Source organism: Candidatus Accumulibacter contiguus, from assembly GCF_012940005.1.
In the GTDB taxonomy this organism is placed as follows: Bacteria; Pseudomonadota; Gammaproteobacteria; order Burkholderiales; family Rhodocyclaceae; genus Accumulibacter; species Accumulibacter contiguus.
Genome location: NZ_SPMX01000010.1, coordinates 109946 through 132288, shown reverse-complemented (window position 1 = coordinate 132288; position 22343 = coordinate 109946). Strand labels below are relative to the sequence as shown.

Sequence of the window (22343 nt, the reverse complement as noted above, 5' to 3'; positions counted from 1 at the left end):
GGCCCCGAGGGATGAGAAGGGAGTTTTGCATTTCCCCCTCCCTGGACAGGGAGGGGACTGGGAAACGCCAGGATTTGACCGAGCGCTGCTTACTCGCCGATGATCTTGCGCACCACGTCGGTCATGGAAAGCACGCCGACCGGCTGATCCTTCTCGGTCACCACCAGGCGATGCATGCGCCGGGCCGTCAGCAGGCTGACCGCATCGCTCAACAGCATGTCTGCGTCGCAGGTCGCGCAACCTGGGGTCATGACTTCCCTGGCCAGCATCGCGCGCGCCTGATCCGGTGTCCGGCCCTGCCGCGCCAGCACCATATCGGTTTGCGATACGACTCCGACAGCCATGCCCTGCTCATCCATCACCACCACCGCATGAATTTCCTTGTCCACCATGATCTTGGCCACGCTGCCGACGGTATCGTCCGGCGTACAGGAGATGATGCCCCGATGCATCAGATCGCGAACCTTGCTGCCATCGTCGGCAATGGTCAGCGCTTCGCCCTCGGCGATGCTCGGCAGCGGTACGGACATCGGATAAGGCGCCGGTGTGGTATGGACATCGCCCTTGGGCAGCGTCGGGTGCACCATCGCCACGGGCGGCTTGCCGCTGGCGCCCAGACCAAAACCGGTAGAGCCGATCAGCACCGACATGTTGCCGTGTGGATGTTTGTTGTCGTGCATCAACTGATGGGCAATCGGTAACTCTTCGTAGGTGAAGGCCCGCGACATGCAGGGATCGAGCTGGCCACGCAGCGCCAGTTCGTTCATCTGGTTGGACTGCTCGGTATTGGCGAAATGCGAGCCTTGCAGGCGCTTCTGCCGCATCCACAGATAGCGCAGATCAACGGTCGCATTATAGCCGGTGGTGCCGGCGCAGACGACCACCATGCCGCCGGTCTCGCAAACGAAGATCGACGTCGGGATGGTGGTTTCGCCGGGATGTTCGAAGACGATGTTCGGCGCCCGCTTCTCGCCCAGCACTTCCCAAATCTTCGCGCCGAAGGAGCGCACGCCCTTCAGCCACTTCGCATAGCCGGCGTTATCCTTCCAGTGCGGGAGCATTCCCCAGTGATCGAAGTCATTGCGGTTGATGCAACCTTTCGCACCCAGCTTCATGCAATAGTCGAACTTGTCCTCGCCCGAGACCATGGCGACCGACGTTGCACCGACCGCCTTGGCGATCTGGATCGCCATCGATCCGAGGCCGCCTGCACCTCCCCAGATCAGCACGACATCGCCTTTCTTGATCGAGCTGGCACCCCAGCCATGCAGCATCCGCCAGGCGGTGGCCGCGACCAGCGTATACGCCGCCGACTCTTCCCAGTTCATGTGTTTGGGCTTGGGCATGCACTGCTGGGCCTGCACCCGGGTAAATTGGGCAAAACTGCCATAATTGGTTTCGTAACCCCAGATCTTGAAGGTCGGCGAGTACATCGGATCGCCGCCCTTCTTGACCCACTCGCAATTGCGGCTGTACTGGCCGCAATGCATCACCACTTCGTCCCCCACCTTGACGTTGGTGACATCCTTGCCGACCTTGTAGACGATTCCGGACGCATCGCTGCCGCCAATATGGAAGTCTTCGGGTTCCCCGCCCTTGTTGCGAGCAGCGATGACATTGACCGGGATGCCCAGTCCCGCCCAGACGTTGTTGTAGTTGATGCCGGCGGCCATCACATAGACCAACACCTCGTCATCGGCGATCGACGGGGTATTGACCACTTCCTTCTGAAACGCCTCTGTGGGCTTGCCAAAACGTTCTGGGCGGATCAGCCAGGCGTGCATTTTCTCCGGGACTTCGCCCAAGGGAGGCTTTTCACCTAGTTCATACAATTGTTTGCTCATCAAGATGCTCCTTTTTGGTTAGACTGCTCGGTTGGTTTACCGAAAAAAAATCTGGAGAGAATATGCTTGCGCATACGCTCGTATTCTTCGAACTGATTGAATCGATTTTCGCTCAAGCGCTGGCCAATTTGGGTTTGGCCGCCGGCAAGCTCCAGGCCAAAAGTTCCAAATTCCTCTTTCAGCAAGCGCATTACCCAGGCACTCTGATGGCGGATCCGCAGTTTGTCCAGCAAACCGGCATTGGCAAGAAACTTGCGGTGCCTGTCAAAATGATCGTGAAACGGTTTGATCCCGGTATTCATCGTCGCACTCACCAGACACACCGGATAATCCCAATCCTCCCGGCGATCCTGCCGGGAAGCGCTGCGGCCGATTTCGCTAGCCGTCTTGCGTGCCGGGGCGCCAAGGTCGGACTTATTGACCGCGAAAATGTCCGGAATTTCGATGATGCCCGACTTCAGATACTGGATGGTATCGCCCGAGGCCGGCTGCGCCACGTAACAGACCGTGTCGCCGATCTCGGCAATATCGATTTCGGTCTGGCCGACGCCGACCGTCTCGATCACGACGATATCGAAACAGGCCAACATCAGCCAACTCATCGGCCAGACCTCGGTGGCCACTCCACCCAACTGATTGCGATTGGCCAGCGAGCGGATGAACAGACCCTCATCATGCGACGAGTTCTTGATACGGATGCGATCCCCGAGCAGAGCGCCACCTCCCAACTCGGGGCGACTGGAAGGGTCCACCGCGAGTACCCCGACCGTCCTGCCTGACAAGCGCCACTCGCGAATCATCGCGGAAACGAGCGAGGACTTTCCAGCACCAGGAGGCCCGGTCACCCCGATCAGGTGACCGTCATTCAGCCATCGCTCGCCGGAAAGCGAAGCCAGCAGGCTTGCCGAGCGGTTACGCGCCTCGGCAAGCTTGTTGTCCAGCAGATTCAGGCCACTGGCAACCGCCGCCCGCTCTCCGCGCATGATCCGTACAGCCAACTGCTCGGGATCGGGAAGATTGACTGGAGTCATTGATCGGTCACGGCCGCAAGGCAAACCGTTCGAGCCCGTTGCATTCGCGGATCACGTCCACCATATCCTCCATGATGGCATTCAGATTGAAGTCCTTGGGGGTATAGACCGCGCGCGCACCGAGTGCCAGCAGTTTGTCGGCATCTTCCCGCGGGATGATTCCGCCAGCAATCACCGGCACATTCGCGAGATCGCGCAGGCGTAGTTCCTGAAGAACCGACTCCACCAGTTCCATATGACTTCCGGAAAGGATCGACAGGCCAACCATATGCACCCCTTCCTCCTGAGCCGCCTGGGCAATCTGTTGCGGCGTCAGCCGGATGCCATCGTAGACGACCTCGAAGCCGACATCTCTGGCCTTGACGGCCACCTGTTCGGCCCCATTGGAATGCCCGTCCAGTCCGGGTTTGCCGACCAGCAGCTTGAGCGGGCGGCCGAGCGCGTTGCCCGTACTGGCGACCCGGGTCCTGAGGTCGGTGACTCGATCCTTCTTGCCCAGGACTTCGCGGCTGTCAATGGCGATGTCGATCCCCGTCGGTGGCCTGAACTCGCCGAAAACCGCACGCAATGAATCGCCCCATTCGCCGGTACTGACTCCCGCCAGCGCACAGCGAATCGAACTGGGCATGATGTTTTCGCCACTCCTGGCGGCATCGCTGAGACCCTGCAAGGCGGCCCGAACGTCGGCATCGTTGCGGTTCTTGCGATGCGCCTGCAGCCGCTCGATTTGCTCACGCTCGGCTGCCGGATCGGTCTTCATGATGGCGCCATCGCTGCCCAGGGTCAGCGGCGATTCCGCCGTTTCCTGGAAGCAGTTCACTCCGATGATCTTGAGGTCGCCCGACTCGATGGCGCGCAAGCGGTTCATGTGACTGCCGACCAGTTCGCGCTTGATGTAGCCGGACTCGATCGCGGCAATGATCCCGCCCTGGGCTTCGACATTCTCGATTTCCCTTTTCGCACCTTCGATCAGTTCCCTGACCTTGGCGGCAATGACCGGTGACCCATCGAGAATATCGTCGTACTCCAGCAGATCGGTCTCGAAAGCCATCACCTGCTGCATCCGCAGTGCCCATTGCTGATCCCAGGGGCGTGGCAGACCCATCGCCTCGTTCCACGCCGGAAGCTGGATGGCGCGGGCTCTTGCGCGTTTCGAGAGCACCACCGACATCATTTCCAGGACGATTCTCTGCACATTGTTTTCCGGTTGCGGCTCGGTCAGGCCCAGGGAGTTCACCTGCACGCCATAACGGAATCGACGCAGCTTGGGATCTGCCACCTGGTAGCGGGACAGGGTCAGCTCGTCCCACATCTCGCCAAATGCCCGCAGCTTGCAACACTCTTCAATGAAACGTATGCCGGCATTGACAAAGAACGAGATCCGCTCGACGACCTGCGGGAACGCATCCGGAGCGATTTCACCGGAAGCCTTGACCCGATCGAGAACCGCCATCGCGGTGCACAGGGCGTAGGCCAGCTCCTGAACCGGTGTCGCCCCCGCCTCCTGCAGGTGATAGCTGCAGATATTGGTCGGATTCCATTTCGGTACATGCTTGACCGTGTAATTGATCGTATCCGCGATCAGGCGCATCGACGGACCCGGCGGATAGATGTAGGTGCCCCGCGAGAGATATTCCTTGATGATGTCGTTCTGGGTGGTGCCGCTCAGCCTGGTCGGATCGATACCTCGCCGTTGCGCCAGGCCGATGTACAGCGACAAGAGCCACGCCGCCGTGGCATTGATGGTCATCGAGGTGTTCATCTGATCGAGCGGGATCTGGTCGAACAACTGATCCATATCCTCGATCGACGAGATGGGCACACCGACCTTGCCGACCTCACCCCTCGCCAGGGGACTATCGGCGTCGTAACCGGTCTGCGTCGGCAGATCGAAGGCCACCGATAGTCCCGTCTGGCCTTTGGCAAGATTGGTTCGATACAGGGCGTTGGATGCCCTGGCCGAGCTGTGACCACTATAGGTCCGCATCAACCAGGGCTGATCCCGATTCTTCCGGGCGGTTGCCATGACTATCTCCTTTTTCTGATCAAGAGACGTCTCTCGATCTCAAAAATCTTCTGATCAATCTTTTCCTTGCCCAGGTCTTTCTTGTCGTTTTCCTTGATGAACAGGTCCTCGCCATAGCGGGAAAAAGCGTTGGACGCCGTGATGTTCTTGACGCCAATCAACTGGAAAGTGACGATGCCGAACTTCGCGCCCAGTTCGCCCGGAGCATATTCGGCAGCCAGCACCCGCGACAGGGCTGCAACGGTATCGCCAGCAATCGACGGCTGGGTGTGATAGCCCTCGGTAAAACCGAGTTCCCAAATGCTGTTTTCACTGACATCGCGACTGGCCAGGCCCTCCAGCCAGGCGAATACCAGGCCCCCATAAACAATCGGATCACCGCTCATTTTGCCCGACAAGCCGGAACTGAAGACCCGATCGAAATGCAGCGGATGGGTATTGCCCACCGCATAGGTCAGCGGCAGATGCTCGTCGGTGATCGTTCGGCCGTTGGCATGAACGATGATGTCGCCAACGGAAAAATCCTCGAACCAGGAATTGGGGCCGGTCAATCCGGACGGAAGCGGTTCCGGGAAGTCCGGCAGAAAAACCTCGGCCTCGTCGACCCAGGGGAAAGCCGGCATCACCGCAGCCGCCGGCAGGGGGGTGGTTGATGGACGGTCTCCCTGGCCGGCAACCATGATTTTCCGCTCGTACTGCAGGACCACCTGGTCGTTCTGGTTGATGCCCAGGGTCCGGATGGTCACGATACCCGGTTTGCCGGCACCGCGCTCCTTGCGGTCGATGACCTTGGTCAGCGAGCGAATGCTATCCAGCTCATGAACCGGCCGCAGGTACTGGGCATCGTAATAGCCGAGATTGGCCATCGCCTTTTCCGAATCATTCTGCACACCCAGCGAGAGAACGACATTGAAGACCATCTGCGGTGAGGCCACCAGACCCGCGAAGCCGCTGGCCCTGGCATACTCCTCATTGAGGTAGAGCGGATTGCACTGCATGTAGGTCCGGGCAAAGGCCTCCATCTGGGCACGGAGGAAGGTGAAACCACGCGGGTGAACAAACACCTGCCCCGGCACGAACTCCTCCAGATAGCGGCCATAGTGCGGATAGCGGACTTGCTGCACGTCCACCTGCACTTTGGCGGCCAGTTCGGCCTGTGGTCGGAAACGAATTGCCTGCGACATGGAATCCTCCTGTTACACCGCATCGATGAGAGAGCGGGCGATCACCTTCAGAGCCAGCGTTTCTTCGGCTCCCTCGAATATCGACAGCACGCGGGCATCGAGGAAATAACGGCTGACCGGCGACTCCTCGGCATAGCCCATGCCCCCATGAATCTGCATCGCTTCGCGGGTGAGCCACTCGGCCGTCCGGCAGGTGAACAGTTTCACCATGCTGGCTTCCATCTGCCCCTGACCCTGATCCATCAAACTGCCCACGGCGTAGGTGAATTGGCGGGAAACGGTCAGCAGCGTCGCCATGCGCGCCAGCTTGACGAGGGTGAGCTGAAAATCGCCGATCGGCTTGCCGAATGCCTTACGTTCCTGGGAATACGAAACTGCCCGTTCGAAAGCGGCCTGCATGACACCAATCGCACGCGCAGCCGTCTGAATACGCCCGCCGGCAAATCCGGCCATGGTGAAGTAAAAGCCTTTTCCTTCGCCCGCCGGCCCACCCACCAGATTTTCATCGGGGACAAAGACATTGTCGAAGAAGACCTCGTAGGAATGCATCCCGCGATAACCGATGGTCGAAATCGCCCGGCCGGTCAATACACCGCCCTGTGCTTGTCGATATTCGAAGTCGTGCCCTTCATACGAGTCCTTTTCGACCAGGAACATGCTGAGCCCCCGATGGCCGAGCGAACGGTCCGGATTGGAGCGCGCAAGAACCAGGAGAAGTCCAGCCTTGCCAGCCATGGTGCACCAGGTCTTGACGCCGTCGAGGATCCAGCCGCCATCGCACTTGCTCGCTTTGAGGCGCATGGCGGCGACATCGGAACCGGTATCCGGTTCAGTGACGGCAATGGCACACAAGGGATCGCCCAGTGCCACCTGGGGTAGCCACTTTTGCCGCTGCTCTTCGGTTCCCCCCTTGAGCAGGGCGCGGCTGAGGATTTCCGGACGCGTGATCAGGCTACCCGCTGCACCGAGCGAGCCGCGCGAGAGCTCCTCGGTGACCACGATCATCCCCATGTTATCTTCATGATCGTCGCTCTGGAGACCACCATAACGCTCGGGGATCGACAGGCCGAAGCAACCCATTTCGGTCAGTGGATCGAGTATCTCCGGTGGAATGATCCGGTCTTCCCGATGGATCTCCTCGGCCAGAGGCATCACCACGTTGGTAGCCAGTTTGCGGAACGTGTCCTGCATCATCGTGGCGTGATCGTCGAGCAGGTAGGCACCGCTGGCGCCGTTCAAGGCAATGACCTCCCTGCCCAGCGCTTCCAGATTGCCTGCATCCAGTTGCTTCTGGCAGAAACGGCTGAGAGCCGAAGAGTCCAGGTCCGCCAGATCGGCGTCGTTCAGACCGAAACTCTGCGGTCGCGCCCGCAAACGATTGTGGATGTTTTGCAAGGCCTCGGCACAAAAAACCCGGGCCATCCGCTCTTCCAGGCAGACGCCATCGCCCGTTGCGGCGGCCGCTTTGCGCGCATATTCGGCCGCAAAGCGTGCCGCGGTCGATTCGGCGGCACACCAGGCCAGATCGAAGCTGGCCATCTGGTGCTCGTCCAGTTTCTCGTTCGAGACTCCCTTGCCGCCGACGCATTGCTGCTTGATCCAGGTCAGTGATTTCCTGATCACCGAATCGGCTGATTCGAGATACGGTAATGCGCTCATGTCGCTCCTGAGCTCAGTCATGGTTCGTTCCCTTCCTGGTGGCTACTGTTTGGCCCGATTATTGACAATGCGCACAAACGAACGCGAACGCAACTCGTCCAGGGTGATCCCTGTCGCCAGAACTTCCTGCTCGGTGATCGCCCCGCACGCCATTCCCCGCAGGAAGAAGTTCAGCAGGCCCTGGCCTGTCGCCGCATCGTCGAAGGTATTGCCCACCAGCGTCGCCTGGGCGGCCTTGTTCAGGAATGCGTTCAGCCTGGCCGAGGCATCCTGCAGGCCGCTGAGGAAGAAGGTATCGACCGCCGCATAGCGCACCGGCAACTGCCCCGGATTCAGATCCCAACCCTGATAGTAGGCATGTCGCATCGAGTGCATGATGTTATCGTAGTGCAGCTTCCAGGCAGCATGCACGACGGCGCGATTCTCGTCCATCTGCTGGGCGGTCAGCACTGCGTCCCTGGCAGCCTTGTGGGGTCCGATCGGCATGCTGGTGGTCGCACCGTCGCTGATGGTGATGCCGGTTCCGGCGAGGCTGACCTGCAACACATGGCGGGCAAAATCGCAGGCCGGATGAGTATGACTCTGGTGTGCCGCCGTGATGTTGCACGAGGCCGTGTAATCGTAGGTTCCGAAAATCGCCGAGCGGCAACGGCCACCAGCAGCAGCGACCAGCAGCGGCACCGTGTTTTCCCCCCCGGTAATTGATGATCGACTGAGTGGTTTCGATCATGATCTCCATTCTCAGGGAATCCTTCGCAAAGCCGAGTCGGGCTTCGAGATTCTCGAGAATCCTGGCGCAGGTGGAAACCTGCGTCGCGGTGACCACCTTGGGGAGCGTGACGATGAAATTCTGTGGCAATTTGCCACCGGTTTTCTCGGCCAGGCGGGTCAGGAAAATGTCCAGGGTACGAATCGAGCGAACCTTGCACTCGTCCGAAAACGTTTTAATGCGAATACCGATAAATGGCGAGAGCAGATTCTCGCGCATGCCTCTGGCGACTTCATCGGCCGCCGCGACGGCATGGCCGTCTTCCTCATCGTCGGGACGATTGCCGTAACCATCCTCGAAATCGATGCGGTTGTCCTCGATCGGCTCGGTCTGCAGCTTTTTCAGCACCCGGTTGAAGACCGTGTAAGCCAGCCAGGCCGCCGGTTTGACCCCGCGCACCTGCTCGGGATTGCTTTCCAGTGCACGCGTCAGGCTTTCCTGGTAGATGGGGTTCGTCGGCAGTGTTTCCGACCCCGGCAGACCCAGAACGCGGCCAAACACCAGGTAGTTGGGCGCATAGGTGTCGAGAGTCTTGAGCGCCACTTCACCCAATTTGGCAGCAAAACCGGCCTTGAACAGATTGGCACCTCCGTAAACCGTGTGCACCGGCTGCCTCTCAAAGGAGTCCGCAGGGTAATCGGACTTGAAAGCTGCATTGGAATCGTGCAGCTCGCTGCAGTAGGAATTCATTTCGTCGTGGGTCAGCGTGAGCTTCATGTATTGCCTCCGAAATACGTTAATCGTTGCTCAAAACACACATTCATCATTGCGTATGCAAATTTCGAAACATCCCAACAGCATGGCTGGGTTCCATCAACAGTTCAAGCAGACCCCGGAGTCAAGACGACGGACGACGGCTTCAATGGGGTGGTTGATTCGCCGACCGATCACCTGGCGGTGGTCGATGAGCGCTACAAGGGGCGCGCAGGCATGGGCCGGGCGGATGCCGGAGTGATCCGGGCTCCAGACCTGGTTGGGCTCGACCAGGAGGACGCCAGGGGGCAGGCAAGGAGAGGAATTGTGTTCAGGGAAGGAGCGGGCGGAGTCTGGCCCTGGTGCTCCAGCGGCCAAGGGCATTGGCCGCAGCAGACAGGTAATCCGCCGGCGATTGACCGCCTGGCCCACCCTCCTGCGCGTGCCACGGAAGAGGTGCCGGGGATCATCCCAGGAGAGCAGTCGATGGTGCAGCAGATCGCTTGCATCGGCCAGAGAATGCCAGAGCTGCGCATGCATCGAGGCACGCACCAGCCCCGCCCGGACGCATTGCTGCACGACAGCCATCGCCTCCCCCTGGTCAATCCACTCCCGCCGAATCACCACACGGCGCCATGAGATTCTAGCGCTTCACGAGGTTTCCCCGCAAGATCGATTATGGGTATTTATCAAGGAAAGATGCGAGCAACGCCTGCGGAAACGGTCACGGCCTTCACGACCGAGTGCCTGGAAAAGTCATGACCCTTAAAGCGGCGCGAGCTCGACACTGGCGCTCATCGCCGTTACGCCATCGGGCGCTTGTGCCTCAAGGGAGCATTGCCTTTCATTGAGCGTGGTGCAGACGATCCGAAACGGTGCCAGGTCGAAGAGCGGCGCCAGTCCCCGGAAGCTGAATTCCTGCACCGGCCGTGCCACCTCCCGACGAAGCAGTTCCATCAGCAGCACTGCGGTCAGCGGTCCGTGCACCACCAGGCCCGGATAGCCCTCTTCTTCGATCGCATAGGGACGATCGTAGTGGATCCGGTGCGCATTGAAAGTCAGCGCAGAGAAGCGGAACAGAAGTCTCGGGTCTGGCGTCACGATGCGTGCGCAGGCGTTTGCCGGTAACGGCGGCCAGTCGAGTACGCGCGGACACGCCAGCGCTGGCCCCGGTTCGCGATAGACAATGTCCTGCTCTTCCTCGACACACAGTCGGCCATCCTGATAATAGCAGTAGAGCACCGACACAAAGGCCAGGGTGCCGGAACGGCCCGATTTCAGCCGGATATCGCGAATGAGCGCGACACGTCGTGCCGGCTGGCCGATCCGCAGCGGATGATGGAAGCGCATACGCGCGCCGGCAAACATCCGCCTTGGATAGGGGATCGGGGGCATGAAACCACCGCGCTGTGGATGTCCATCGACGTCGAGCAAGGCCTGCGGCGCCCTGGGCAGAAAATAGAACCAGTGCCACAGCGGAGGCAGTGCGCTCCCAGCCTCCAGAGCGGTCTGCGTGTCATCGAGCATCGCTGCCGCTGCCAGCGCCGCTGTCGGGCTCAGGTCGTCGTCAGTGGTCTCCTGGCGGCCAATCCACTCTGCGTAGTCTGCTGTCACTTCGCTCATGCAAATCATCCTTTCCGGGTTTCCTTGAACGGTCCTGCAAGTAGCGCACAGCATACGGCCAAACGCAAGTTGACGCACATGCGAGGTGCCAATTCAGGGCAATCCTCAGATCTTTGCGCCAGGGAAACGGATTTGCTCCTATACTGTTCCGCTGGCGTCGGTGCCGTGCCTGTTTCGAGTCAGGGCCTTGAGCGGTTTTCCGGCGAGCTTGTCTGGGGATACAGCAATGAAAGAGGGAACGGCTTCGACGGAGTCCGCACCGCTGCGGTCTGGACTTGCGGGCAACGCGGAGGGAACACCGACAGGCGATCATTCCGCCAGCAAGCAGTCGCAGCAGGACGATGCGGATCAGGATCGCTCGACAGAGAACGACAAGCTGCCGATGAGCGGCCTGCGCATCATCGACGTAGGCACCTTTCTCGCCGGTCCATATGCGGCGTCGATTCTTGGCGAGTTCGGCGCCGAGATTCTGAAAGTCGAGCACCCCATCGCCGGCGATCCGATGCGCCGTTTCGGAACCGCGTCGAAGCGGCACGATGCGACGCTGGCCTGGCTCAGCGAAGGCCGCAACCGGAAATCGGTCACCCTCGATCTGCGCCAACAGGAAGGTGTCGATCTGTTCCTGAAGCTGGTCGCCAAGTCGGATGTACTGATCGAGAATTTCCGCCCCGGCACGATGGAGGAATGGGGACTCGGCTGGAACGAGTTGAGCAAGGCCAACCCGGGCCTGGTGATGCTGCGCGTCTCGGGCTACGGACAGACCGGCCCGTATCGCAGACGCTCGGGTTTCGCGCACATCGCGCATGGTTTTGCCGGACTCTCGTACCTCGCCGGTTTCCCTGGTGAAACGCCGGTGGTTCCCGGTACCGCACCGATGGGGGATTACATGTCCAGCCTCTACGGCGCGATCGGCATCCTGCTGGCACTGCGCCACCGCGAGGCGACCGGACAGGGCCAGATCATCGACATCGGCATTTACGAGGCGGTGTTCCGCCAGATGGATGAGATTGCCGCTGCGTACGGTCTGTTCGGCAAGGTGCGCGAACGCGAAGGCGCCGGCAGCTTCGTCGCCGTTCCGCATGGCCACTTCCGCACCATCGACGACAAATGGGTCGCCATTGCCTGCACCACCGACAAGATGTTCGAACGCTTCGCTGCGGTGATGGGCAAAGCGGAACTCGCGGCTGCCGATTGCTACGGCAATCAGCGCAAGCGCCTGGCAGCGCGTGACGAGGTCAACCGGATCGTCATCGAATGGGTTGGCTCGATGCCTCGCAGCGAGGTCATGAAGCGGTGCATCGACGGCGAAGTGCCGATCGGCAAGCTCAACAGTATCGCCGACATCTTCGAGGACGAGCATTTCCAGGCACGCGGCAACCTCGCCCGTCTGCAGGAAGAGGGTCTGGGTGAAGTCGTGATTCCGGGTGTCGTGCCGACTCTGTCCGAAACGCCGGGCAGGATTTCCAATCTCGGGCCACCGCTCGGCAACGCGACCTATGAGGTCCTGCGCGAGCTGCTCGGGATTTCGGCACAGGAAATCAAGCGGCTACGGCAACACAAGATCATCTGAACGGTCATGTCTTTTCCAGACATCCCCCGATCATGAAAGTCATGACCGTTTCCCTCTCTCCCAACCCCTCTCCTGCGAGTGGAGAGGGGAGCTTGCCGAGTCGCTGGCGCGACTTTCATATCAACGGGCCCTCGCGAGGATTCCCATGACCACCACTGATCCCGCCGGGTCCCGGCTGCCACTTGAGGGCATTCGTGTCATCGATGCCGCAACGGTCATCGCCGCACCCTACAGCGCCACCATCCTGAGTGAATTCGGCGCCGAGGTATTGAAAGTCGAAAACCCGATCGGCGGCGACCCGATGCGTTATTTCGGAACCCCGAGCAGGCGCAAGGATACGCTCGCCTGGCTCAGCGAAGCACGCAACAAGAAATCGGTGACCCTCGACCTGCACCTGCCCGAAGGCGTCGAACTGTTCAAGCAGCTGATCGAAAAGTCGGACGTGCTGTGCGAAAACTTTCGGCCCGGCACCCTCGAAAAATGGGGCCTCGGCTGGGAGGTCCTGCGCGAGATCAATCCCGGCCTGATCATGCTGCGCGTCACCGGTTACGGCCAGACCGGCCCTTACCGCGACCGACCGGGTTTTGCGCGGGTCGCGCACGCGGTCGGCGGCATCGCCTTCCTCGCCGGCATGCCGAGGGGAACTCCGGTGACGCCGGGGTCGACCACCCTTGGCGATTACCTGACCGGACTCTACGGTTGCATCGGCATTCTGATGGCCTTGCGTCACCGCGAGCGCACCGGCCAGGGGCAATATATCGATGCCGCCCTGTACGAGTCGGTGTTTCGCTGCACCGACGAACTGGCACCGGCCTACGGCATGTTCGGTCGGATTCGCGAGCGGCACGGGCCAAACCATAACGACTTCGCCTGCCCGCACGGCCATTTTCCGACCAAGGACGACGGCAAGTGGGTGGCGATTTCATGCGTCACCGACAAGCTTTTCGAGCGCCTGGCGATGGCCATGGGACGACCCGAACTGGCCGCAGCACACGTCTATGGCGATCAGAAGACGCGCCTCGAAAACCGCCATGATGTGAACGAAATCGTCCGTGACTGGTGCGGTTCGCTGCACCGCGATGACCTTCTCAACCGCTGCTTCGCTGCCGGCGCACCGGCTGGCCCCTTGAACAGCATTGCCGACATTTTCGGCGACCGGCAGTTCCACGCCCGTCGCAATCTGGTGGCCATCGACGAGCAGGACATCGGCGAGACGGTCATCGTTCCCTCGGTGCTGCCACGCCTGTCGGTCACGCCGGGCCGCATCAAGCACCTGGGTCCACGGCTCGGGCAACATACCGACGAAGTGCTCTCGGATCTGCTCGGCCTTGCCGCAGACGAGATCAACGAACTGCGCAAGAAGCGCGTGATCTGAAGACCAAGAGAATTGGTGAAGAAAATGGATGGAATCCTCAAGGGCTTGCGCGTCGTCGAAGGCTCGGCTTTTGTCGCCGCACCGCTGGGTGGCATGACCCTGGCCCAGCTCGGAGCGGATGTCATCCGTTTCGACCCGCTCGGCGGCGGCCTCGACCATCGCCGCTGGCCGCTGACGCTCGACGGCAAACACAGCCTGTTCTGGGCGGGCCTGAACAAGGGCAAGCGCTCGATTGCCGTAGACTTTCGCAAACCGCGTGGCCAGGAGTTGCTGACGCAACTGATCTGTGCACCAGGAGACGATGCCGGCCTGTTCAGCACCAACTTTCCGGCCAAAGGCTGGCTCGCTTACGAGACGCTACAGGCACGGCGCCAGGATTTGATCATGGTCAATCTGACCGGACGCCGTGACGGCAGCTCGGAAGTCGATTACACACTGAACCCACAGCTCGGCCTGCCCTTGATGACCGGGCCAAACACCTCGCCGGAAGTGGTGAACCATGTCTTTCCCGCCTGGGACTTCATCAGCGGCCAGATGATCGCCCTGGGCCTGCTCGCCGCCGAAAGACACCGGCGGCTGAGCGGCGAAGGGCAACTGATTCGTCTCGCGTTGAAGGATGTGGCACTGGCAATGCTCGGCAATTTCGGCATGCTTGCCGAGGTGATGGTCAATGACACCGACCGGCCAAGGCAGGGCAACTATCTCTACGGCGCTTTCGGCCGCGATTTCGCAACGCTCGACGGCAAGCGCCTGATGGTCGTCGGCCTCACCAGCATGCAGTGGCGGTGCCTGACCAAGGCCACCGGCCTGCAGGAGGCCGTCGCGGCGCTCGGCGTCCGGCTGGGTCTCGACCTCGAAGACGAGGGTAATCGCTTCCGTGCCCGGCAGCAGATTGCTGCGCTGCTCGAACCGTGGTTCCATGCGCGCACGCTCGCCGAGGCCGCCGCCATCCTCAATGCCCACCGCGTTAGTTGGGGTCCCTATCGCAGTGTACGGGAAACCATTGCCTGTGACCCCGATTGCTCAACCGACAATCCGCTGTTCACGATGACCGAACAAGCGGGCATCGGCTCCTACCTGATGCCCGCGACGCCGCTCCAATTCGGCCGCGTGCCCCGCCTGCCGGCGATGCCGGCGCCACGCCTCGGCGAACACACCGACCAGATCCTGCTCGAAATTCTCGGCCTGAGCGAGGCCGAGGTCGGCCGCCTGCACGATGCGCGCGTCGTCGCCGGGCCAGACTGAAATCCTCTCCGACAAGGCAGTCGGTTCCATCAGCGTTTTCTTCACCAGGGACAAAAGCCATGAAGCTACCCGTTCATTTCTACAAGCCACTCGCCATCGGTGCGCCACAGCCTCTGCGTGAACTGCCGGTGCGGCCGGAACGGATGATCCATTTCTTTCCGCCGCACATCGACAAGATTCGCGCCAAGGCGCCTGAAACCGCGAGGCAGTGTGACGTGATGTGCGGCAACCTCGAGGACGCCATTCCCATCGAAGCCAAGGACGCGGCGCGTGCCGGTTTCATCGACCTGCTGTCGAAAAACGACTTCGGTGACACCGCGATGTGGGTGCGTGTCAACGCCTTGAACAGCCCGTGGATACTCGACGACCTCGAACAGATCATTCGACATGTCGGCAACCAGCTCGATGTGATCATGATTCCCAAGGTCGAGGGGCCGTGGGACATTCATTTCGTCGACCAGTACGTTGCGCTGCTCGAAGCCAAGTACGCGATCAGGAAACCGATTCTGCTGCATGCCCTGCTCGAAACCGCGCAGGGGGTGACCAACGTCGAGGCCATCTGTGGCGCCAGTCCGCGCATGCATGGCCTGAGCCTTGGCCCGGCCGACCTGGCCGCCTCACGCGGCATGAAGACCACCCGCGTCGGTGGCGGCCATCCCGGCTACGGTGTCCTCGCCGACCCCGAACCCGGTCAGGAAACCGGGCAGAATGCGCGCGCCTTCTTCCAGCAGGATCTCTGGCATTACACTGTTGCGCGCATGGTCGATGCAGCAGTGGCGCACGGTCTGCACTCGTTCTACGGTCCCTTCGGCGATCTCAAGGACGAAGCCGCCTGCGAGGCGCAGTTCCGCAATGCCTTCCTGATGGGTTGCTCGGGTGCCTGGTCGCTGGCACCGAACCAGATCGCCATCGCCAAGCGCGTCTTCAGTCCCGACGTCAAGGAAGTGCTGTTTGCCAAGCGCATTCTCGAAGCGATGCCCGATGGCAGCGGCGTGGCGACGATCGACGGCAAGATGCAGGATGATGCAACCTGGAAGCAGGCGCGGGTGATCGTCGATCTGGCACGGCTGGTGGCCAGGCGCGATCCGGAGCTAGCCGCCGCTTATGGACTGTAAGGCATTGACTCAATACCTCGGGGAGAAAATACCGTGAGCGAGAAGACCAGACTGGGCAACTTTTTCGAAGATTTTTACGTCGGCCAGACGATCGCACACGCCACGCCACGTACCATTACCGAGGGCGACGTGGCGCTGTATACCGCCTTGACCGGCTCGCGCTTCGCCACCACTTCGGCAGACACCTTCGCGCATAGCCTGGGCTTCCCGCGGGCGCCGGTGGATGATTTTCTCGCCTTCAACATGGTTTTTGGCCGGACCGTGCCGGACATCTCGATCAATGCCGTCGCCAACCTTGGTTATGCGACGGGCCGTTTCGGCCACCCGGTCTATCCGGGCGATACGCTCAGCGCCGATTCCACCGTGATCGGACTCAAAGAAAACAGCGACGGCCAGACCGGTGTCGTCTATGTGCGCTCGTGTGGGGTCAATCAGCGCGGACAGATCGCCCTCGACTACTGCCGCTGGGTCATGGTCCGCAAGCGCGACCCGGCGTCGCCTGCCCCGGAAAGCGTCGTTCCGGATCTGCCCGCTGCCATTGCCGCCAGTGATCTGCTGGTTCCGACCGGGATCCGGATCGAGCAATACGACACGGCCCTGTCCGGTAGCACCGACCTCTGGAACGACTACCAGGTCGGCGAACGCATCGATCATGTGGACGGGATGACCATCGAAGAAAGCGAACACATGATGGCCACCCGCCTGTACCAGAACACCGCGCGCGTGCACTTCAACCAGCAGGCCGAACGGGCTGCTGGGCGCTTCGGCCGCCGCCTCATCTACGGTGGCCACATCATCAGTCTGGCGCGCTCGCTTTCGTACAATGGGCTGGCCAATGCCTTCAGCATCGCGGCGATCAACGGCGGCCGGCATGTGACGCCAGCTTTCGCCGGCGACACGGTCTACGCCTGGTCGGAAGTGCTCGAACAACTGCTCGTGCCGGGACGCAAGGACATCGGCGCACTGCGGCTGCGTACCGTCGCCACCAAGGACCAGCCCTGCGCGGATTTTCCCTACCAGACCACCGATGGCCGTTATGATCCGAGCGTGCTGCTCGACTTCGACTATACGGTGCTGATGCCGAGAAGGGAGTAGATGCGACCGGCTTCGCTGCCCACACGGGCGACTGCGTCGCGGCCACGGCGAAGTCCATCAAACCGATTACCAGTCGAGCGCCTGGCTTTTGGCCGCCACTCTGTTCGCCCGCTGGTCTCAGGAAAACTTTTTCAGCCGCCGGCTCGCCCAATTCGGCACGCTCCACCTCAACGAAACGATTGACCCGGTGAAAGTCGAGGCCTTTGTCGCGAATAAAGCCGCGGCCCACGACGAGATCGAACACCTGCAACTGGAAAGCCAAGAAGTATAGATGGGTATAGTGGGACGTAGTTGAACCTTCAGGCATCGGCAACATGACCGATGTTACGAGACAAATCAACGGCTTGACTGAAATATGCCGAAAAATCAAGACGCAAGAGAAGGCGATGTAACGGGGCACACGCCGATGATGCAGCAGTACCTGCGCATCAAGGCCGAGCATCCAGGCATCCTGTTGTTTTACCGGATGGGCGATTTCTACGAGTTGTTTTTCGACGACGCGGAAAAAGCAGCGCGGCTACTGGACATTACGCTGACGACACGCGGTCAGTCGGCCGGACAGCCGATCAAAATGGCCGGGGTACCCTACCACGCCGTCGAACAGTATCTGGCGAAGCTGGTCAGACTTGGCGAATCGGTGGTGATCTGCGAGCAGATCGGCGACCCGGCGACCAGCAAGGGTCCGGTCGAGCGCGCCGTGGCACGCATCGTCACCCCCGGCACCCTGACCGACGCGGCCTTGCTCGACGAGAAGCGCAATACGCTGTTGCTTTCCTTGTGCGCCAGCAAACAATTTGCCGGCCTCGCCTGGATCAACCTCGCGAGCGGCGATTTCCGCGTCTGTGAAGTCGCACCGAGCAAGCTCGCTGCCACGCTGGATCGTATCCGTCCCGCCGAGATCATCGTGCCGGAGAGCCTCGGACTGACTTTCACTCCCGAGGTGGCTCTGACTCGCCAGCCCGACTGGCATTTCGACGTCGAGGCCGCACGCCGCGAACTCTGTACGCACTTCGCCACCCGCTCGCTGGCCGGTTTCGGTGCCGACGCCCTGCGTCCGGCCATCGCCGCCGCCGGCGCACTGTTGCGCTATGCCAAGGCCACCCAGACGCGTGCCCTGCCACACCTGCGGGCGCTGATCGTCGAACGCGATGCCACCTTCCTCGGGCTCGACACGGCGACGCGACGCAATCTCGAACTCACCGAGACCCTGCGTGGCCAGCCGGCGCCAACGCTGTGCAGCCTGCTCGACAACTGCGTCACCGCAATGGGCGCGCGTCTGTTGCGGCATGCACTGCACCACCCCTGGCGTGACCCGACCATCCCGGCCGCCCGCCACGCTGCAATTGCGATGCTGCTCGACGACGATGGCCGTACCCTGCATGCATTGCGGCAAGCGCTACGCGGCTTTGCCGACATCGAACGTATCGCCGGCCGGATCGCGCTCTGCAGCGCTCGGCCGCGCGACCTGTCAAGCCTGCGCGACAGCCTGCAGCGCCTGCACGAACTGCGCGCGCCGCTGGCGGCAATGCTTTCGATCGCGGCGGCAGCAGCGCCACTGCTCGCCGAATTGCATGCGCAACTGGCCACCCCGGATGCCGCCCTCGATCTCTTATGTCGCGCCATCCTGCCCGAACCGGCCGCCCTGATCCGCGACGGTGGCGTCATTGCCAAGGGCTTCGACGCCGATCTCGACGAACTGCGCGCCCTCAACGACCACTGCGGCACTTTTCTGCTTGAGCTCGAGGCGCGCGAACGCGAGCGCACGGGCATCGGCAACCTGAAGGTCGAGTACAACCGCGTGCACGGCTTCTACATCGAAGTCAGCCACGCCAACGCCACCAGGGTGCCCGACGATTATCGCCGCCGGCAGACCCTGAAAAACGCCGAGCGCTACCTGACACCGGAGCTCAAGGCCTTCGAAGACAAGGCCCTGTCGGCGCAGGAGCGCGGCCTGGCGCGCGAAAAGCTGCTCTACGAAGGCCTTCTCGCCACCCTGCAGGATGATCTGCCGCAGTTGCAGCAGATCGCCCAGGCGGTCGCCGGCATCGACCTCCTGAGCGGATTCGCCGATACCGCGCAAAGGCGCAACTATTGCCGACCCTTGTTTTCGTCCGAGGCGGGACTGCTGATCGAGGACGGTCGGCACCCGGTCGTCGAAGAACAGATCGGCGGCGGGGAAAGCTTCATTGCCAACGATACGCGCCTGGGCGACGAGCGGCGGCTGTTACTGATCACAGGCCCGAACATGGGCGGCAAATCGACCTACATGCGCCAGACCGCGCTGATCGCCCTGCTCGCGCATGTCGGCAGTTACGTGCCGGCAACGCGCGCGGTTCTCGGCCCGCTCGACCAGATCTTCACGCGCATCGGCGCTGCCGACGACCTTGCCGCCGGGCGTTCGACATTCATGGTCGAAATGATCGAATCGGCAGCCATCCTGCATCACGCCACGGAACACAGCCTGGTACTGATGGACGAAGTCGGCCGCGGTACCTCGACCTTCGACGGCATGGCGCTGGCTTTCGCGATCTGTCGCCATCTGCTCGAAAAAAACCGCTGTCTGACCCTTTTTGCGACCCACTACTTCGAGCTGACGCTGTTGGCGAACGAGTACCCGGATCTGGCCAATGTGCATCTGGACGCCATCGAGCACGGCGAGCGCATCGTCTTCCTGCACGCCGTCGAGGAAGGCCCGGCCAACCAGAGTTACGGGATTCAGGTCGCGGCGCTGGCGGGAATTCCCTCCGCGGTGCTGAAAGCGGCCCGACGACAGTTGCGCGAGTTCGAGCAACGGGCTTCGATCAACCCCCTGCAACCCGATCTCTTTGCCACGGCACTGGCCAATGCTGCGGAAGCGCAGGAGCACCCCACCCCGCCGGCCATCGAGCGGCTACGTTCGATCGATCCCGATCGACTGACCCCCCGCGAGGCGCTCGACGCCCTCTACGAACTCAAATCCCTGCTTTGATGATCCAAGGATCCTGCGCATCGCTGCTCGCTGGCCTGTTGCTCGCCGGATCGGTACACGCCGAAACCTGGCGCTTCGCAGTGATCGGCGACACCCCGTACAGCGCTTACGAACGCAGCGAACTGCCGCGCATGCTCGACGACATCGCCGATGAGCACCCCGGCTTGATCGTCCATGCCGGCGATTTCAAGGATAGCCGGACGATCTGCAGCGACGAGTTGTTCCGCGACCGTCGCGCACTCTTCGCTGCGTCGCGGGTGCCGCTGCTCTACGTCGTTGGCGACAACGAATGGACCGACTGCCGGCAACTGCCGGCCGGTCACTTCGACCCACTCGAACGCTTGCAGAAGCTGCGCGAGCTGTTTTTCGCAGAACCGCAATCGCTGGGAAGGCAGACGCTGCCGGTCGAACAGCAGGCTAATACCCCGGAGCACCTGCGCTGGCGCCTTGGCCCGGTGCTCTTCCTGTCGCTCAACGTTCCCGGTCCGAACAACCACTTCGGCATGGGAAGCACGCCCAGCGGCGAATATCTGGCGCGCAATCCCGTGCTCATCGACTGGCTCCAGCAGGGATTTGCCGTTGCACGGCGCGAACAGGCCGCCGGCATCGTCATCGTCATGCAGGCCAACCCGGGCTTCAAGCACCACGCGGCCGGTCTGACGCACGCTGGCTACCGGGATCTGCTGGAAACCCTGCGCATGGAGACCCTGGCTTTCCCTGGTCAGGTTCTGCTGGTGCATGGCGACACGCACTGGCAGCGCATCGACCAGCCGCTGCGCCATCCGAAGACAAAGCTGCCGATCAGCAACTTCACTCGCCTGGAGACCTTTGGCTACCCCGTCATGGGCTGGGTGAAAGTCATCATCGACGACCAGTTGCCGCAACTCTTCCGCTTCGAGGTGCGCCCCTACCACCGGCGCTGACTGCTGCAGCGAACAAGGCCGTCGACAGCGGCGGCGACAAGGCCTACACTCGGCGAGCTTAACCGCATCAGGAGGACTGGACCATGCCGCTGATCTCCTTCGTTCGCTCTACCCTGGCGATCATCTTGTTCGCCCTGGCGCTGCCCTGCGCTGCCGACATCGTCATCGGCCAGATCGCTGCTTTCAGCGGCCCTCTGGCACCGACGGGAACACACATGCGGGCCGGGGTGCAACTCTATTTCGACGCGGTCAACGCCGAAGGCGGCATCCACGGGGCCAGGATTCGACTGCTCTCGAAGGATGACGGCTACAAAAGCGAGGAGACGGTTCGGCTGGCTCGCGAGATGATCAAGGAGTCGCAACCCCTGGCATTCATCGGCTTCGTCGGCACTGGCAACGTCGAGGCCATTCTCGACCAGAATATCCTCAGTGAAGCCGGCATTCCATTGGTCGCCGTGCGCACCGGCAGCGAATCGCTGGTGCGCAGGAACGACCCGTTTCTGTTCATGACCCGCGCCAGCTACGCAGAAGAAGTCGGGAAAATCACCGACCAGTACATCACCACCGGCTATATCCGCATTGCCGTCTTCTATCAGGACGACCCTTTCGGCAAGGACGTACTGCAGAGCGCCGAACAGCTCATCAAGAATGCCGGCGGCACCCTGGTAGCCAAAGGAGCCTACGCGAAAAACACGACCGACGTCGCTGCCGCCGTCAAGATCATTGCCGCCGCGAAACCACAGGCGGTAATCCTGATTGCCAATACCGCGGCCAGCGCCGAGTTCCTGAAACAGTCGCGCGAAGCAGGAAGCCTCGCCCAGCATGTCGCGCTTTCGACAACCGATGCGGCGCAGGTCGTGCAGCGAATTGGCGCCAACAAGGCGGAAGGACTGGCACTCACACAAGTCGTTCCGGATCCGAACAGTCATACCGTTGCCCTGATCCGGGAAATCCAGAACAATTTCGCGAAGTTCAAACCCAGGGACGTGACGCTCAACCATACCTTCGTTGAAGGCTACCTTGGCGCCATGGTCCTCGGCGAAGCACTTCGCCGTGCCGGCCCGAACCCGACTCGCAAGAAGCTGCGCGACACCCTTGAAGCGCTCAAGAACTATGACGCCGGTGGCGTCTTCATCAGCTTTTCCCCCAAGAGGCACGCCGGCTCGCGCTTCGTCGACATCACCATCCTCAATCGCGCCGGCAAGCTGCTGCGCTAGACCTGG

Annotated in this window: 17 protein-coding genes and 2 pseudogenes; 10 read left to right on the top strand and 9 right to left on the bottom strand. The window is 61.5% G+C overall.

The window, feature by feature from the left end:
• Nucleotides 1-89 precede the first annotated feature (89 nt).
• From E4Q08_RS24440 to E4Q08_RS26340, 8 genes and pseudogenes are all read right to left on the bottom strand, one after another.
• On the bottom strand, nucleotides 90-452 hold the full coding sequence (locus tag E4Q08_RS24440) for a CBS domain-containing protein (protein ID WP_248594713.1): 363 nt from the start codon (nucleotides 450-452) through the stop codon (nucleotides 90-92).
• Between the two features lie 159 nt (nucleotides 453-611).
• Nucleotides 612-1844, bottom strand: a pseudogene (ccrA, locus tag E4Q08_RS05155) (crotonyl-CoA carboxylase/reductase); the annotation flags it as partial.
• Complete coding sequence (locus tag E4Q08_RS05150; RefSeq protein ID WP_248594712.1) at nucleotides 1844-2827, bottom strand: ArgK/MeaB family GTPase; 984 nt, start codon at nucleotides 2825-2827, stop codon at nucleotides 1844-1846. The gene E4Q08_RS05150 and the pseudogene ccrA, both read right to left, overlap by 1 nt.
• A 55-nt stretch (nucleotides 2828-2882) precedes the next feature.
• A complete protein-coding gene (locus E4Q08_RS05145) occupies nucleotides 2883-4901 on the bottom strand; it encodes an ethylmalonyl-CoA mutase (protein WP_169069584.1) in 2019 nt (672 codons plus the stop codon).
• A 2-nt stretch (nucleotides 4902-4903) separates the two neighbouring features.
• The gene (locus tag E4Q08_RS05140; protein ID WP_169069583.1) at nucleotides 4904-6085 is read right to left on the bottom strand and encodes a MaoC family dehydratase; all 1182 of its coding nucleotides are present in this window, start codon (nucleotides 6083-6085) and stop codon (nucleotides 4904-4906) included.
• 12 nt (nucleotides 6086-6097) lie between these two features.
• On the bottom strand, nucleotides 6098-7765 hold the full coding sequence (locus E4Q08_RS05135) for an acyl-CoA dehydrogenase family protein (RefSeq protein ID WP_169069582.1): 1668 nt from the start codon (nucleotides 7763-7765) through the stop codon (nucleotides 6098-6100).
• A 21-nt stretch (nucleotides 7766-7786) separates the two neighbouring features.
• Nucleotides 7787-8425 (bottom strand): DUF6986 family protein, encoded by a 639-nt coding sequence (locus tag E4Q08_RS26345; RefSeq protein WP_308240064.1) that lies wholly within the window; start codon nucleotides 8423-8425, stop codon nucleotides 7787-7789.
• Nucleotides 8426-8501: 76 nt separating this feature from the next.
• Nucleotides 8502-9203, bottom strand: a pseudogene (locus E4Q08_RS26340) (DUF6986 family protein); the annotation flags it as partial.
• Between the two features lie 177 nt (nucleotides 9204-9380).
• Here E4Q08_RS26340 and E4Q08_RS26000 point away from each other — a divergent pair.
• Complete coding sequence (locus E4Q08_RS26000) at nucleotides 9381-9845, top strand: hypothetical protein (protein WP_169069581.1); 465 nt, start codon at nucleotides 9381-9383, stop codon at nucleotides 9843-9845.
• A gap of 126 nt (nucleotides 9846-9971) precedes the next feature.
• Here the strand turns inward: E4Q08_RS26000 and E4Q08_RS05120 are convergent, their stop codons facing one another.
• On the bottom strand, nucleotides 9972-10829 hold the full coding sequence (locus E4Q08_RS05120) for an HTD2 family dehydratase (RefSeq protein ID WP_169069580.1): 858 nt from the start codon (nucleotides 10827-10829) through the stop codon (nucleotides 9972-9974).
• 382 nt (nucleotides 10830-11211) lie between these two features.
• On the opposite strand from E4Q08_RS05120, the gene E4Q08_RS05115 reads away from it, so the two are divergent.
• The 9 genes from E4Q08_RS05115 to E4Q08_RS05075 all read left to right on the top strand — a co-directional run bounded on the left by E4Q08_RS05115 (nucleotide 11212) and on the right by E4Q08_RS05075 (nucleotide 22337).
• Nucleotides 11212-12399 (top strand): CaiB/BaiF CoA transferase family protein, encoded by a 1188-nt coding sequence (locus tag E4Q08_RS05115; RefSeq protein WP_169069606.1) that lies wholly within the window; start codon nucleotides 11212-11214, stop codon nucleotides 12397-12399.
• 145 nt (nucleotides 12400-12544) lie between these two features.
• Nucleotides 12545-13774, top strand: coding sequence for a CaiB/BaiF CoA transferase family protein (locus E4Q08_RS05110; RefSeq protein WP_169069579.1), 1230 nt, complete (start codon nucleotides 12545-12547; stop codon nucleotides 13772-13774).
• A 24-nt stretch (nucleotides 13775-13798) separates the two neighbouring features.
• Entirely contained in the window at nucleotides 13799-15019 is a 1221-nt protein-coding gene (locus tag E4Q08_RS05105; RefSeq protein ID WP_034915844.1) for a 2-methylfumaryl-CoA isomerase, read from the top strand.
• A 59-nt stretch (nucleotides 15020-15078) separates the two neighbouring features.
• Nucleotides 15079-16134, top strand: a complete 1056-nt coding sequence (locus E4Q08_RS05100) for an HpcH/HpaI aldolase/citrate lyase family protein (RefSeq protein ID WP_169069578.1) — start codon at nucleotides 15079-15081, stop codon at nucleotides 16132-16134.
• A gap of 33 nt (nucleotides 16135-16167) precedes the next feature.
• Entirely contained in the window at nucleotides 16168-17229 is a 1062-nt protein-coding gene (locus tag E4Q08_RS05095) for a MaoC family dehydratase (RefSeq protein ID WP_169069577.1), read from the top strand.
• An 88-nt stretch (nucleotides 17230-17317) separates the two neighbouring features.
• Entirely contained in the window at nucleotides 17318-17500 is a 183-nt protein-coding gene (locus tag E4Q08_RS05090) for a hypothetical protein (protein WP_034911146.1), read from the top strand.
• A gap of 84 nt (nucleotides 17501-17584) precedes the next feature.
• Entirely contained in the window at nucleotides 17585-20197 is a 2613-nt protein-coding gene (gene mutS, locus E4Q08_RS05085; RefSeq protein WP_248594699.1) for a DNA mismatch repair protein MutS, read from the top strand.
• A complete protein-coding gene (locus tag E4Q08_RS05080) occupies nucleotides 20197-21120 on the top strand; it encodes a metallophosphoesterase (protein WP_169069576.1) in 924 nt (307 codons plus the stop codon). The genes mutS and E4Q08_RS05080 overlap by 1 nt, the downstream gene beginning before the upstream one ends.
• 83 nt (nucleotides 21121-21203) lie before the next feature.
• The gene (locus E4Q08_RS05075; RefSeq protein ID WP_034911143.1) at nucleotides 21204-22337 is read left to right on the top strand and encodes an ABC transporter substrate-binding protein; all 1134 of its coding nucleotides are present in this window, start codon (nucleotides 21204-21206) and stop codon (nucleotides 22335-22337) included.
• The last annotated feature ends 6 nt before the right edge of the window (nucleotides 22338-22343 follow it).